Below are 13,246 nucleotides of genomic sequence, written 5' to 3' on the forward strand. Positions count from 1 at the left end.
GAGACGTTCGCCAAGGCGGACAATTCGGACTCTACCGTTGCCTGACGTCGTGCAGGCCACGCACCGATCGTGTCACGGTGAACTTCCGGTTCCGGCCGATCACCTCGGTGCGCCCGACCATCCGCTCCACCACGCCGCGATAGTTGAGATGGGTGTTGTACACGGTCCACAGTTCGCCGCCGGGGCGAAGCACACGGCCGGTCTCGGCGAACATCTTGATGGCCGACCCGGTGTGCACCGCCGCGCCGACGTGGAACGGCGGATTGCACAGCACCAGATCGGCGCTGTTGTCGGCGGCCGAGGACATCGCGTCGTCGCGCACCACCGTTACCCGGTCGGCCACGTCGTTGGCGGCCGCCGTGGCCCGCGCCGAGGCCACCGCGGCGGCCGATTGATCGGTGCCGACCACCCGCAGCGCCGGGCGCGCTTTCGCCAGTGCCACGGCCAGAATGCCGGTGCCACAGCCGAGGTCGATGGCGTCGCGGGCGTCCGGCTTCATCCACTTCAGGTGCTGCAACAGGAATCTGGTGCCGATGTCCAGGCGCGGACCCGAGAACGCGGCCCCGTGCGCGACGACCTCGATGCCCACCTCGTCCAGGGATTCGCGCACCGGGAACCTGGGATCGCCAACCGGTTTCGGCCCCTCGATGAAGAGCGTGCGCGACTTCTGCCTGCCCCGGCTGGCATTGACCGTCGAAAACGACTCGCTCAGCACGTCGTTCATCGACTTGGTCAGATATTTGTCGCGTCCGCCCGCGATCACGATCACCCCTGGGTCGGCGTACCGCGCGATGGCATCGGCCACCTCCGCCAAACCCGCCAGCACCCTCGGCAACCGAAGCAGCACGACCTCGACGCCGCTGAGCAGATCCGCGCCGAGCGCATGCGCGGTGTAGCGGTCCGCGAGCCCGAGCGTGCGAGCGTTGTTGGCCAGCGCCAGTTCGCCGGTGAGCAGATCCTGGTGCACGCGAACGTCGCGCAAGTCGTGCCGCGCGACCGCGCCGAGCGTCAGCGCACCGTAGCTGTCACCGATAACGGCAATCTTCCCGTTACCCGCCGACTCGATCGCATCGACGGCCACGTCGAGGATCAGCCGGTCGGCGGCATCGACGGCATAGAGGTTCAGCGCCTCCACATCCGGATACCGCCGCAGTCGGCCAAGCACATCCTCGACATCGTCCACACGTCAAGTGTGCTAGATCGTTGCCGAATAGTCGCGCCCGCCCCGGCAAATCGCGTACCCACACTTTGCGACCTCGGCGTATTCACTCTGAAACATTCTGCCACAGGAACACTCGCGACTTCCGGGGCCGCTCCGCCGGCCCCGGCGGCGGTGCGGCGGCGTGTCCGGTCGATCGATCCGAGCCCGCTCGGTCGTCGATTCGGTTTTGCGCGTACGACATCTCACGTTCACTCGAAGGCCGGTCGGTCCGTGTCCACGTCTCGGCGGCCGAACGGAGGAATTCGAACCGGAGAACCGCCGCTTCACATCCGGACTTCCGCGAGCGGCGCGGCTCAGGCGATCGGTGGGCGAGCTGGGGCGCCACCGAATCAACTGCCCAGCAATCGATCACCGGATCGTGTGTCGCCCCGCGTCCGAGTGGGTCGATGGCGGACTGGCCACCTCCCACGGCAACAACTCACCGCTCGAGGCGCGGGCGGCCGGATTCTCCCTGTGAGTTGGGTGCGTCGATCGGACGGCGGGCGTCCGGCCGCGTCGCGCGAAAGGGGTGATCGCGAATTCGCACACACCGAGTCCCGCATTGTCCCCTGTCAGGCCCACGTGCTGAGTAACATCAGCCCCATGCGCAACAGGATGGTGCTGACGGTCGCGGTCGCGGTAGCCCTGATCGCAGGCTGCGACAAAGCCGAAACCGACTCGGCCACGACGACAACCCCGCCGACCACCACGGGCTCGCTCGTGGAAGCGCCCGCCCAGGCGCCGGGTGACGCGGCCCCCAAGCGCGGCACGCCATCGAGCGGCGCCGGGCTGACCGTCACGGACCTGCGCATCGGCCACCATTCCGGTTTCGATCGCGTCGTCTACGACCTGGGCGGCACCGGAACTCCCGGCTGGATCGTGCAATACACCGATCGCGCCGTCCAGGATGGCAGCGGCAAGGAGATCGACGTAGCCGGACAGTCCGTCCTCGAAGTGCAGATCACCGGCTCGGCCTATCCCTTCGACAGCGGCGTCACCCCCTACTCCGGCCCCGATCCGGCCACCGACCCGAGCGCACCTGCCGTCGCAGGCGTCTACCGGACCGCGGTCTTCGAAGGCACCACCCAATCCTTCATCGGCGTCAACGCCGACCGCCCCGGCTTCTCGGTCACCACCATGTCCAACCCGACCCGCCTGGTCATCGACATCGCATCTCCCTGACCCTCCGAGGCGACCCTTCGACACGCTTCGCAGCGGCCACAACCTCTGCGAGGTGTGTGAACAATCTGCGACAACAGCCGAGCCGGACGCACGTGAGCAGGGACGGATCGCCGATACATACAGGGGGTATAGGTAGCCGCACGCGGCACCCGCTACCCTGATCGACGTGGCCGCACCGCACGCTTCCCAGCACGCATCCGGGTTCACCCGGCTGCTGGGCGTGCTCGCCTTGATCGCGGGCATCGCGGCCATGCACGTCGGCATCTTCACCACGCCCGCGACCGCCGCACACCACACGACTGCCGCGGCAGACGCGTTCACCGCGGTCACGTCGCACCATGCCGCCGCCACCTCGGGCACCAGTGCCGACCGCACACCGATCCCGGACCGCCCGGCCGACGGAGACCGAGCCGGCGACATTCCCGCGACGGCCGTCGATCCGACGGCCGTCGGTACCGCGTCCGCACCACACCGTCCCTGGCCGGGCCAGCAGCCCGAGTCGGGGCGGCATCCGATGACGGCCGCGGCCGGCAGCGTTTTGACCGAGGCTCCGGCGGACCACCCACTCACACAATCCGAATTCCTGGCGAGCCCCTCCGCGGAACCCGGGTGCACCGAGTGCGGCGACGGCCACGCGGGTCTGCATGCCTGCGTCTTCATCCTGACCGCGCTCGCCCTGGCGGTCTTGCTCGTGGCGCTGTACCGAATTCCGGGTGATCAGCCCGGTGACAGCGGCGGCCCGAAGGCTCGCCACTGGCGACCTCGACGCGAACGTCCACCGCCTTGGACCGTGTTGTCCCTGGCCGAATTGTCGATTCTGCGGATCTGACAGGTCCACCACGTCCGTGCTGCCAAACGGTCGCGGTATCCGCCTGCCCTTTTCACCGTGCTTTTCGCAATTCCCAAGGAGTTCAACCATGTTCATCACCCGTACCCGCATCGCCGTCGCCACCGTCGCGGCGGGCGCCCTGCTGTTCGCCGCCGGGTGTGGCGACGATTCCGATTCGACGTCCGGCACGGACCACGGCACGTCGTCGACCACCGCCGGGGCCACCTCCGCCGCTCGGACCGACTTCGACAACGCCGATGTCACCTTCCTGCAGATGATGTACCCGCATCACGCCCAGGCCGTCGAGATGGCGAAGCTGGTGCCCAGCCACAGCCAGAACCCGCAGCTGCTCGCGCTCGCGGCGGAGGTCGAGAAGGCGCAGGCGCCCGAGATGGAGCAAATCAGTTCCCTGTTGCAGAGTTTCGGCAAGCCCGCGCCGACGGCCGGTGGCGGACACGAGGGTCACGGCATGCCCGGCATGATGTCGGCCGAGCAGATGTCCGCGTTGCAGGCGGCGTCCGGCGCCGAGTTCGACCGCATGTGGCTGGAGATGATGATCCAGCACCACGCGGGCGCGATCGACATGGCCGAGACCGAACTGGCCGACGGCGTCAATCCCGATACGCAGGCGCTGGCCCGCTCGGTGATCGCCGCACAGGAGGCGGAGATCGCCACCATGCGCACCATGCTCGGCCAGAACTGAGCGCGCGACCGGTCCGCATCCGCCCTGATCCGGGGTTCGATGCGGACCGGTCGGACCGGTCCACGCCCGGCGGTATCGGTTGGCCATCGATATAGGCACGCCGAGCTGACGGGGCACGGCGCGCGAAGTAACGTCGTAAGGTCCGGTCTCCTCCGCGCCGGACGCACAGAGGGGAAAGGCGAACGGACATGCGACGACTGGAACGCGCAGGCCTGACCGCCGCCGCGGCGGCGACCGCGACCGGCATCATTTTCATCGGCGCCTGCTCCACGCAGGTCACCGGTAATCCCCAGGTCGATCAGACCGAGCTGGCCGCCTACACCTCCGAAGTCGCCGCATCCTCGGCCGCGGCGTCCTCGTCGCGAGCGGCGGCCGTCGAACGCGCGGCGGGCGCCGCCTGCGACGCTTTCGCGGCGGCGAACGAGAGCTCGGTGGATTCGTTCAACGCCTACATCGACGCCAGCAACAACAACGCGCCGGACGCGAACGCCAAGGCCACCGCCGCCGTCAGCACGTTGCGCGCCAATGCCCGCAACGTGGATCAGAAGCTGACCAGGGACGTCCCGACCGAGGTCGCGAACAGTTTGCGCGCCTACCGTGACGACACCAACGCCCTCGCCGATCTACTCGACCGCCGCGTGGACGTGGACACGCTCAACACCGCCATCGACAAGTTCAACGCGACCAAGAACACCGCGCGCGAGGCCTGCCGAAGCCACTGATCCGAGCCATCTCGCTGCCACCCCCGAAACCGCACAGGGCTCAGGACGGCGGGACGCTCGCTTGCCACGCCGCGTACGGCTCGTCCGCGCTCGAACGCTGCTGTCGCGCACGCTGATTCCTCCACTGGAAGACGAGCAGCGCGGCGCCGGTCGACAACGCGACGCAGGCGATGACGGCCACGAGCAGCGCCCACCCCTGGACACCGAGCGCCACGAGTGCGACCGCCGGGATCACCGTGAGCAATCCGATTCCGACCAGCACGAAACCGGCCCAATTCCGGGTGTCGGCCATAGTCGCCCCGGGTTGGGGTCCGGTCGTGCGGGCGATGTCCGGTGCGTCGTCGAGTGGGGGGATCTCCCACATGCCGTCGGATGCCATGGTGCGACCACCTCGTTCAGCGGATTGTGCGCGATACTCTCGGCAGCTGTATATCCCGAGTCACCGCGGCGAAACCGTCCGCGCGAACACACTGTGCCCCAAGGTAGTCGGTGTCACGTCGCCGTCGGATCACCCCGGCGGACTCGACCTATACCGCTCATCCGGCGAGTGCGCGACCGCGCAGGTCGCCGCGATGGACGAATCTGTGTACCGCGCCGAGCAATTCGGCGACGAACGGACCGGGTTGCGGCAGTTCGTAACCCGGCGGCCAGAGCCAGCGGCGTTCGTCGGACGTCGGCTTGCCGGATTCGCTGAGCAGCGGCAGCGCGACGTGTTCACCCCATTCCGCGATCCGTACGTCGGCCTCGGAGAGCAGGGCGCGGTGCGGTGATTCGCAGGTCGGGATGCCCGCGGTCAGGAAGACCCACCGACCGGTGTCCGGGTCGACGAATACGGGACCTGCCTGCTGCGCGGGCTGCAACAAGGACTGTAGGCGCGCACCGAGCGGGTCGGGCATGGAAACGACCCCCACGACGCCCACCCGGAGGACCACCTGGGTGCCCATGATCGCGACGGGGAATCGGTACATCTCCCGATAGGTCACGAGGTTCTGCCGCAATGTCATCGTCGCCATCCACCTTCCACGGGTCGGCAGGCTTGTGGAATCGACCGCGAGGCAGCGGCATCGATCCGCCGCGTCGCGTTCTCTTTCGATCGTCCAGCCGCGCAGCACGCCCGGCAACGCGATCGGCAATCGCTGGGGAAATCACCAGTTCGGCGCGCGCCGACCTGGAGATCCCACAACGCGCCGCCCCTGATTGGCCGGAACGATCGCGGGTAACCGGCGGATATGGAGCTACTGGTGGTCATCGGGATCGCCGTGCTCGTCGGCGCGGTGGTCCTGTCTCGCAAGATGTCCGGACGGCGACCGCACGCGCCCGAGTCTCCGGGCAACGACGGGGAGTGATTCTCATGGCGGCAATGGATCCCGATCCCGCACGCACCCCGGATCTGGAACCGGGCGGTGGCGTCGCCCCGGGTGCGACTCCGCCGGAAACGGCGCAGACCTCCGGCCTGTCCGCGCCGGAGCCGCGCACCAGGCACGGGTTCCCTGGAACCGGCGTCGCCGCGATGGTCGTGACGATCGCCTTGGTGGTCGCCTTCACGGTGGTCGCGATTGCGATAATCGTGTCGCTGATCTGACCGGGTGGTCGATCACACACGCCGGTGAGCCGGGTGCGCACCTAAGATACAACTTGTGTCTAAGACGTACTCATCGGCCGAGCACGCCTATCGCGAGGTCAAGGAGCGCATCCTCTCGGGCGCGCTGCCCGGCGGAGAGCTGATCAGCGAGGGCGAGATCGCCGCCGCGCTCGGCACCTCGCGCACACCCGTGCGCGAGGCATTTCTCCGGCTGGAGACCGAGGGCTGGATGCGGCTCTACCCGAAGCGCGGCGCGCTCGTCGTGCCGATCCCGCCCGGGGAAGCCGAGCACGTCGCGCACGCCAGGTACGTCGTCGAGACCGCGGCCGTCCGCGCACTGGTCACCGCCGACCCCGGCGCGGTCGCACCTCCCTTGCGCGCTTCCCTCGACCGCCAGCGTGCGCTGGCCGCGACCGAGGACCTGGACACCTTCGCCGTCGAGGACACCGACTTCCACCGCAGCTATGTCGTCGCGGCGGGCAATCCGCTGCTCAGCGGCTTCTACGATTCGCTGCGCGAACGGCAGCGCCGGATGAACAGCGTCGCCCTGCGGCGCGGTCCGCTGGACATCGACCGGATCATCGACCAGCACGCCCGGCTGGCGGAGCTGATCACCGGCGGCGACGTCGACGGTTTCGCGGCGGCGCTGATCGAACACCTCGCCGGGGTGCACCAGCTGGAACTACGGGGCCTGTGATGACGACCCTGACAGCCCTACGCCCCGCCGAATCCCCCGCAAGCACCAAGCACTGGTGGGGCCTCGCCGCCGCGGTATTCGCCATCGCCTGGGGCGGAAACGAATTCACTCCGCTGCTGGTCATGTACAAGAGCCACGGGCTGCCACCGACCACGGTGGATCTACTGCTCTTCTATTACGTGCTCGGCATCGTCCCCGCGCTGCTGATCGGCGGCCCGCTCTCGGACCGCTACGGCCGCCGCAGGCTCCTGCTGCCCGCGCCGATGATCGCCGCGAGCGGATCGCTGCTGCTCGCCTTCGGCTCCGGCTCGGTGCCCGCGCTCGCGGCGGGCCGGGTGCTGTGCGGCGTCGCGCTCGGCCTGGCGATGGCGGTGGGCAGCAGCTGGCTGAAGGAACTCTCGCAACCCCCGCACGGCCCCGCGCTGCCCGCGGGCACCGGCGCGCGCCGCTCCGCGATGAGCCTCACCGGTGGGTTCGCCATCGGGGCAGGAACCGCCGGGGTTCTCGCGCAGTGGGCGCCGCTGCCGAACACGCTCGCCTACCTGCTCAACGCCGCCCTCTGCCTCGCGGCGGCGGCATGGATGTCCCGGGCTCCGGAAACCGTTCCACCGCAGGAGAACCCACGCCGCCTCATCGACGACCTGAAGATCCCCGCCGCGGGCCACCGCCGCTTCCGCTGCGTCGCCCTGCCCGCGGCACTGTGGTTGTTCACCTCCGCCGCAACGGCTTACGCGGTGATGCCGACGCTCATGCTGCCGCGCGTGCACGGCGCGCCCATCGCGTTCTCGGCACTGATCACCGTGATCACCCTCGGCTGCGGGTTCGCCATCCAGTCGGTGGCCCGCCGCATCGACCGGCCGGGCACCGCCCGCGCCGCCGCCGTCGGCCTCACCCTCGTCACCTGCGGAATGCTCGCCGCGACTTGGGCTTCCGGCGCGCTCACCCTCGGCGCGACCATCCTCACCGCCGTCATCCTCGGTGCGGGGTACGGCATCGGGCTCGTCGCCGGTCTACAGGAAATCGAACGCATCGCCCGACCCGACGACCTCGCCGGGCTGACGGCGGTGTTCTACTCGGTCAGCTATTTGGGATTCGGTGTCCCCGCCGGATTGTCGTTTCTGCATCAGAATGCGGGGTTCGGTTACCCGGTGATGTACACCGGGCTGGCCGTGGCCGCGGCGGGCTGCTTGACGCTCGTGCTTCGGAATTATCGGGTGGCGCCGGAGGTTCGCCGCTAGGTCGCAGCCGAGACGCCACTGTGCGGGGCGCTGAAACGGGACATCGTCAGCGGTAGTCCGGGTTCTCGAAGTCGAAGCGGCAGCCCGCGTCCCATTCGGAGCGCTGGTTGCCGTGCGCGGGGATGCCGCCGTTGTCCTTCAGCATTCTGGCGAGGTGCAGGAGGTTCCAGGTCATGAAGGTGGTGTTGCGGTTGGTGAAATCGTTGTCCGGGCCGCCGGATCCCGGATCGAGGTAGGAGGGGCCGGGGCCCGCCTCGCCGATCCAACCCGCGTCGGCTTGCGGCGGGATCGTGTATCCGAGGTGCTGGAGGCTGTAGAGAACGTTCATGGCGCAGTGTTTGACGCCGTCCTCGTTGCCGGTGATCAGACAGCCGCCGACCCTGCCGTAGTAGGCGTACTGTCCGTGCTCGTTCAGGATCGAGGAGTTGCCGTAGAGACGCTCGATGACCTTCTTGGTGACGGAGCTGTTGTCGCCCAACCAGATCGGGCCCGCCAGCACCAGGATGTCGGCGTCCATCACCTGGCGCTGTAGTGCGGGCCATTCGTCGGTGACCCACCCGTGCTCGGCCATGTCGGGCCAGACGCCGGTGGCGATGTCGTGATCGACGGCACGCAGCTGGGAGACCCGAACCCCCTGCTCGGTCATGATGTGGGCGCTGCGGTCGATGAGCCCCTGGGTGTTGCTGATCTCTGGAGAACGCTTCAAAGTGCAGTTGACGAACAGTGCCTTCAGATCCCCGTAGCTCGCCATGGTTCGTCTCCTTCGTCCGCTGGAGGCTGTGTTCGCGGGAGATTTGGGAACCATAGCGAGAACAGCCCGCCGCCGGACCGGATCGGGCAACTCGAGGCCGATGCTCGACCCGGCTCGATGGGACTCGCGAGCCGAGCCGGACGGTCAGTCGCGGCTGGGGACCGCGCAGCCCTCGGGACCGCACGCGTCCGCGTCGCCCACGATTTGCAACGCTGGCTCGCGGTCGGCCCAGGCTCGCTCCAGCGCCTGCGTGAAGAGAGCCGGAGGCTGCGCGCCGGACACGCCGTACTTGTTGTCGAACACGAAGAACGGCACCCCGTTCGCACCGAGCCGCGCCGCCTCCCGTTCGTCGGCGCGTACCGCGTCGGCGTAGGCGGTGGGATCGGCCAGCACCGCACGGACCTCGGCTTCCTCGAAACCTGTCGCGACGGCGATCTCGACCAACCGCTCCGCATCGCCGAACAGGGACGTCTCCTCGGCGAAATTCGCGTGGTAGAGCGCGTCGAGAAGTTCGTCTTGGCGGCCCTTCGCCAGCGCGAAATGCAGGAGGCGATGCATGTCGAAGGAACTGCCGTAGTCACGTCCCTCGGTCAGGTAGGGCAGGCCGAGCTCCCCCGCCTGCGCGCCGATGCCGCGCTCATTGGCTGCTGCCTGCGCCTCGCTGATTCCGTACTTGCGGGCGATCTTCGCGACGACGGGACCGGACTCGTCCGCGGGCAGCGTCGGATCCAATTCGAACGAGCGGTGCACCACCTCGACCTCCGCACGCTGCGGAAACTCCGCCAACGCCTGCTCGAACCTGGCCTTGCCCAGGTAGCAGAACGGGCAGTTGATATCGGTCCAGATCTCGACCCGCACGGTCGTCCTCGCTTTCGTCTTCGCCCCGGTTGGTGGCAACGTCGCGGCAATCGAGGGTGTTCCCCGGCGGCCGAGTGCCGATGATCACGACACGGCTCGCCCGCCGCTACGCCTCGATTCGACATCGGTACCGACCTCGGTAGTGGCGGACTCGAAGCTGCGTCGACCCGACAGCGACAGCGACAGCACCTACCGCCGCCCGGGCGTAGGCGTCGAGCATCCCACGACAAAGCAACCCACCGGCCAGTCCGCGAACGGCGGCGGCAACGGCTTGCCGAGGCAGGTGATCGGATCGCAGCCCGGATAGGCGAAGGGCCCGAGTCCGAGCGCGGCGAGAGTGGCGTCGGGGTTGGTCATCATCGGGTCGGTGATGCTGACGTCGGGCAGCGGGACGAACGGCCCCGGGTCCGGCAGCGCCGGTTCGCGGAACGCGCCGACGAGGGGGCGCAGCACCTGGTACGCGAAGCCGACATCACCGGGCACGGTGAACCCGGTCCAGCTGACCAGCAGGTTCAGGCTCGGGACGATGTAGTTGTCCTGGCGCATCATGCCGCTCATCTTCAGCGCGTCGGCGGGTAGACCGTGAAATTCCGGACCGCAACCGGGACCGTTGACCACGAACAGGAAGCCGTAGCACTCGTTTCCGGGCGAGGATTCGGCGGCGTGCGTCAGGTACTCCGCGGAAATGACCTGAGCCTCTCCCCAGAGTCCTCGATTGGCCACCAGCAGACCGAGCTTCGCGAAATCGTCCGGCGCCATCACCAGATGCGCGTAGCCATAGGTGTTTCCGCTGCGATCACGCGCCCAGTAGTAGTGGTCGGCCCGGATACCCAACGGATCGAACAACTTTCGCTGCGCATAATCCTGAAAATCCTCGCCGACCGCCTGCTGCACCACATAGGCGATGAGATCCACGGCGCGCTGGCTGTACCGAAACGTCGTGCCTTGCGGATACTCGATCGGCATCGCCAAAGCCTGGGCGACCACATTGGGATCGAGCTGCCCCAACCCGGTCACCCCTTCGGACACCACCGCGACCTCGATACCGGAGGACTCGGTGAGCAGATTGCGCACGCGAATCGCCCGGTGCTCCGCGTCGCCGAGGCCGGTCGGCAGATAGTCGCCGATCGGATCGTCGAGCCCGAGCAACCCTTCGTCGACCGCGATACCGGCCACCAGCGAGACCACGCTCTTGGTCGCGCTCCACAGATTCCACGGCAATCCGCCGGTCCGCTCGTTCTGCGGCCCCGCGGCGATCAGGCAATTGTTGCGAAACACCTTGAAGTTCAGCCGGGTCGGCGACGCAGCCGCCGCGATCGCGTCGCGCAGCGCCGCCGAATCCACCCCGACCTCCTCGGGAGTCGCCGTCGGAAACTGCCGCCCCTGCCGCACTTCACAGTGCTTCAGCCCGCCGGGTTCCGCCACCGCAGTGCCACCCAAACCACCGGCTATCGTCCACAAACCAAATGTGATAACCAGCGCCACAACACTTTTCAGGGAAATCCGCATGGCCCGCCTTCCGTTTCCCGAGATTCGGTTGTGAAATCGGCGGACGCGACCCCCTGTTACGAAAAAACGCCCGTGACCAGCGCCCCGAATTCCTTGGGCGCAAATTTCACGGGCGGTCCTCGCCGCTTCGACGGCAGCCTGCTGGTATCGGATAGGTCGGGCCTTACTCGGGAAGCCCGAGCCCTTCGGCCAACATAGGCCACGAGCGATGAAAAGCGTCCTGCCAGTAACCCCACGAGTGGGTACCGGTGGGCTCGAAGTCGAACGTGGCGGGGATCTGCAGATGACTCAGCCGATCCTGCAGATTATGGGTGCACCAGTTCGTCGCGGCCTCGATGACGCCGCCGATGAGGAGTTGATTGGCCAAACCGTAGGGCGTCTTGTTCAGCGTGAACTGGCTGTCCATCGTGTCGTGCGGTCCCGGCAGGCCGCTGCCGGTCGAAATGAACAGTTGCGTTCCACGCAGACGTTCGGCGTTGACCACAGGGTCGTTTTCGACCCATGCCGGATCGTCGTCGGGGCCATACATGTTCACCGTGTCGCCCCCGCCGTAGGTCTCGACGACCAGCTTGACGAACCGCTGACCCGTCGGATCGGAGATCTGAGCGCAACCGCTGTAGCTGGCCACGGTCGTGAAGAGTCCCGGCTTCATCTCCACCATCTGCAATGCCGCGGTGGCGGTCATGGAGTTCGCGGCGATTGCGTTGACACCGTTCGGTGTTCTTCTTCATCGCGACCGAGAACACCTGCAGAGTGATATTGCGGCCCTCGATCGTTCCGGAGACGATCTTCGAGCCGTCCGACGAAACCAGTTCGGCGAGCAGTGTTTTGGAGTCGATGACCGGTTCGGCCGGAACGTCTTCCGCAACCGCGTTACCGGCACCGGGCGGAGTGGAAAAACGACAGAGATCACACGCTGCCGAAGCAGCAGGGTATGCTGGCATACCATGAAGCGTACTACCGTGAAGCTACCCGACGAACTCGACGAGCGCCTACGCCACGAGGCGCAGCGGCGAGGCATCACTGTCGCCGAGGTGACTCGCGAAGCGATCACGCAGTACCTGTCCATGCCGAGCGGCGGGCGGCGACAGTTCGGCGCCGCAAGCGCGGGGCACAGCGGGCATTCGGACGTGTCCAGCCGGATCGATGAGATCCTGAGCCAGGAGTGGGACCGATAAGCGCCCTCGTCATCGACGCCGGGCCGCTGTACGCCTACGTCGACGCAGACGATGCCCACCACCAAGCCTGCCTGGAACTCCTGCAGACTCACCGCGGACCACTCGTCATACCGACCCTGGTCATCACCGAGGCCGTCTACCTCATCGGCACCCGCCTCGGCACCGATGCCGAAGTGCGCTTCCTCGGCGACCTGGCCGAGGGCCTGTTCAGTATCGAGCCCGTGCATGCAGCAGACTGGCTTCGCATCGCCGAGCTTGTCGCCAAGTATCGCGACCTACCATTGGGGACCGCCGATGCTTCGGTGATCGCCACAGCCGAGCGGCGAAATCTGACGCAGATCGCCACCACGGATCGACGTCACTTCTCCATAGTTCGCCCTCTGCATACGAGCAATTTCACGCTGCTGCCGTAGGTCGCCGACATCACCGAGCTGTGTGGAACAGGCCTCGCAAATCGCGCTTATGGCAAGAAGTCATGTGCCTCCTCGGCAGAGAAGAGTCCGACGAACGGCATCTGTGGTACGACTTCGGACTCCAGCAGGAGGAAACCGTTGCGGCGGTTCGCATTCCCACGCGCTGTCGGTTCGAGCCCGGAGCCGCCGCAACTCAACCGCCGACATCGAGACATAGAGCCCGCAGTACATCACTCCGGCGCGCAATCGTTGGCGCGCCTGCTCCTCGCCGTTCGTCTCGTGCCCCCAGTCGGACTCGAACCGACACTGAATGGATTTTAAGTCCACTGCCTCTGCCAATTGGGCTATAGGGGCCGTTCGGTCAGCCTACCGACTCGTACGGC

At 67.3% G+C, this 13,246-nt stretch carries 15 protein-coding genes, 1 tRNA gene and 1 pseudogene; 9 read left to right on the plus strand and 8 right to left on the minus strand.

Annotation, left to right across the window (positions count from 1 at the left end):
- Positions 1-31 precede the first annotated feature (31 nt).
- Entirely contained in the window at positions 32-1,183 is a 1,152-nt protein-coding gene (locus tag ACRWNM_RS07115; protein ID WP_431964731.1) for a class I SAM-dependent methyltransferase, read from the minus strand.
- A 621-nt stretch (positions 1,184-1,804) separates the two neighbouring features.
- Between ACRWNM_RS07115 and ACRWNM_RS07120 the strand changes: the two genes are divergently transcribed.
- From ACRWNM_RS07120 to ACRWNM_RS07135, 4 genes are all read left to right on the plus strand, one after another.
- The gene (locus ACRWNM_RS07120) at positions 1,805-2,383 is read left to right on the plus strand and encodes an AMIN-like domain-containing (lipo)protein (protein WP_431964733.1); all 579 of its coding nucleotides are present in this window, start codon (positions 1,805-1,807) and stop codon (positions 2,381-2,383) included.
- Between the two features lie 166 nt (positions 2,384-2,549).
- Positions 2,550-3,212, plus strand: a complete 663-nt coding sequence (locus ACRWNM_RS07125) for a hypothetical protein (protein WP_431964735.1) — start codon at positions 2,550-2,552, stop codon at positions 3,210-3,212.
- Positions 3,213-3,300: 88 nt separating this feature from the next.
- Entirely contained in the window at positions 3,301-3,915 is a 615-nt protein-coding gene (locus ACRWNM_RS07130; RefSeq protein ID WP_431964737.1) for a DUF305 domain-containing protein, read from the plus strand.
- 188 nt (positions 3,916-4,103) lie between these two features.
- Entirely contained in the window at positions 4,104-4,637 is a 534-nt protein-coding gene (locus tag ACRWNM_RS07135; protein ID WP_431964739.1) for a hypothetical protein, read from the plus strand.
- 40 nt (positions 4,638-4,677) lie between these two features.
- Here ACRWNM_RS07135 and ACRWNM_RS07140 read toward each other — a convergent pair whose 3' ends face one another.
- Complete coding sequence (locus tag ACRWNM_RS07140) at positions 4,678-5,016, minus strand: hypothetical protein (protein WP_431964741.1); 339 nt, start codon at positions 5,014-5,016, stop codon at positions 4,678-4,680.
- A gap of 157 nt (positions 5,017-5,173) precedes the next feature.
- A complete protein-coding gene (locus ACRWNM_RS07145; RefSeq protein WP_431964743.1) occupies positions 5,174-5,641 on the minus strand; it encodes a hypothetical protein in 468 nt (155 codons plus the stop codon).
- A 347-nt stretch (positions 5,642-5,988) separates the two neighbouring features.
- Between ACRWNM_RS07145 and ACRWNM_RS07150 the strand changes: the two genes are divergently transcribed.
- Genes ACRWNM_RS07150 through ACRWNM_RS07160 form a run of 3 tightly spaced genes read left to right on the plus strand, consistent with a single transcriptional unit; the run spans position 5,989 to position 8,154 of the window.
- Positions 5,989-6,219 (plus strand): DUF6480 family protein, encoded by a 231-nt coding sequence (locus ACRWNM_RS07150; RefSeq protein WP_431964744.1) that lies wholly within the window; start codon positions 5,989-5,991, stop codon positions 6,217-6,219.
- A 55-nt stretch (positions 6,220-6,274) separates the two neighbouring features.
- A complete protein-coding gene (locus ACRWNM_RS07155; protein WP_431964746.1) occupies positions 6,275-6,916 on the plus strand; it encodes a GntR family transcriptional regulator in 642 nt (213 codons plus the stop codon).
- A complete protein-coding gene (locus tag ACRWNM_RS07160) occupies positions 6,916-8,154 on the plus strand; it encodes an MFS transporter (RefSeq protein ID WP_431964748.1) in 1,239 nt (412 codons plus the stop codon). Before ACRWNM_RS07155 ends, ACRWNM_RS07160 begins: the two co-directional genes overlap by 1 nt.
- Positions 8,155-8,200: 46 nt before the next feature.
- Here ACRWNM_RS07160 and ACRWNM_RS07165 read toward each other — a convergent pair whose 3' ends face one another.
- The 4 genes and pseudogenes from ACRWNM_RS07165 to ACRWNM_RS07180 form a co-directional block, all read right to left on the minus strand.
- On the minus strand, positions 8,201-8,905 hold the full coding sequence (locus tag ACRWNM_RS07165; protein WP_431964750.1) for a flavodoxin family protein: 705 nt from the start codon (positions 8,903-8,905) through the stop codon (positions 8,201-8,203).
- Positions 8,906-9,049: 144 nt separating this feature from the next.
- Positions 9,050-9,763 carry a DsbA family oxidoreductase gene (locus tag ACRWNM_RS07170; RefSeq protein ID WP_431964752.1) on the minus strand — a complete coding sequence of 238 codons (714 nt, stop codon included), beginning with the start codon at positions 9,761-9,763 and terminating at the stop codon, positions 9,050-9,052.
- A gap of 189 nt (positions 9,764-9,952) precedes the next feature.
- Positions 9,953-11,107, minus strand: coding sequence for a serine hydrolase domain-containing protein (locus ACRWNM_RS07175; protein ID WP_431964754.1), 1,155 nt, complete (start codon positions 11,105-11,107; stop codon positions 9,953-9,955).
- Between the two features lie 328 nt (positions 11,108-11,435).
- A pseudogene (locus ACRWNM_RS07180) lies at positions 11,436-11,978 on the minus strand (alpha/beta hydrolase); the annotation flags it as partial.
- A 241-nt stretch (positions 11,979-12,219) separates the two neighbouring features.
- Here ACRWNM_RS07180 and ACRWNM_RS07185 point away from each other — a divergent pair.
- Together ACRWNM_RS07185 and ACRWNM_RS07190 are read left to right on the plus strand one after the other, a co-directional pair.
- Entirely contained in the window at positions 12,220-12,450 is a 231-nt protein-coding gene (locus ACRWNM_RS07185; RefSeq protein WP_431964756.1) for a CopG family transcriptional regulator, read from the plus strand.
- Positions 12,438-12,863 (plus strand): type II toxin-antitoxin system VapC family toxin, encoded by a 426-nt coding sequence (locus tag ACRWNM_RS07190; protein ID WP_431964758.1) that lies wholly within the window; start codon positions 12,438-12,440, stop codon positions 12,861-12,863. The genes ACRWNM_RS07185 and ACRWNM_RS07190 overlap by 13 nt, the downstream gene beginning before the upstream one ends.
- A gap of 280 nt (positions 12,864-13,143) precedes the next feature.
- On the opposite strand, the gene ACRWNM_RS07195 is transcribed toward ACRWNM_RS07190, so the two are convergent.
- Positions 13,144-13,217: transfer RNA gene (locus ACRWNM_RS07195), tRNA-Leu, on the minus strand.
- Positions 13,218-13,246: the final 29 nt, after the last annotated feature.

Source organism: Nocardia sp. bgisy134, assembly GCF_965341865.1.
Taxonomy (GTDB): Bacteria; Actinomycetota; Actinomycetes; order Mycobacteriales; family Mycobacteriaceae; genus Nocardia.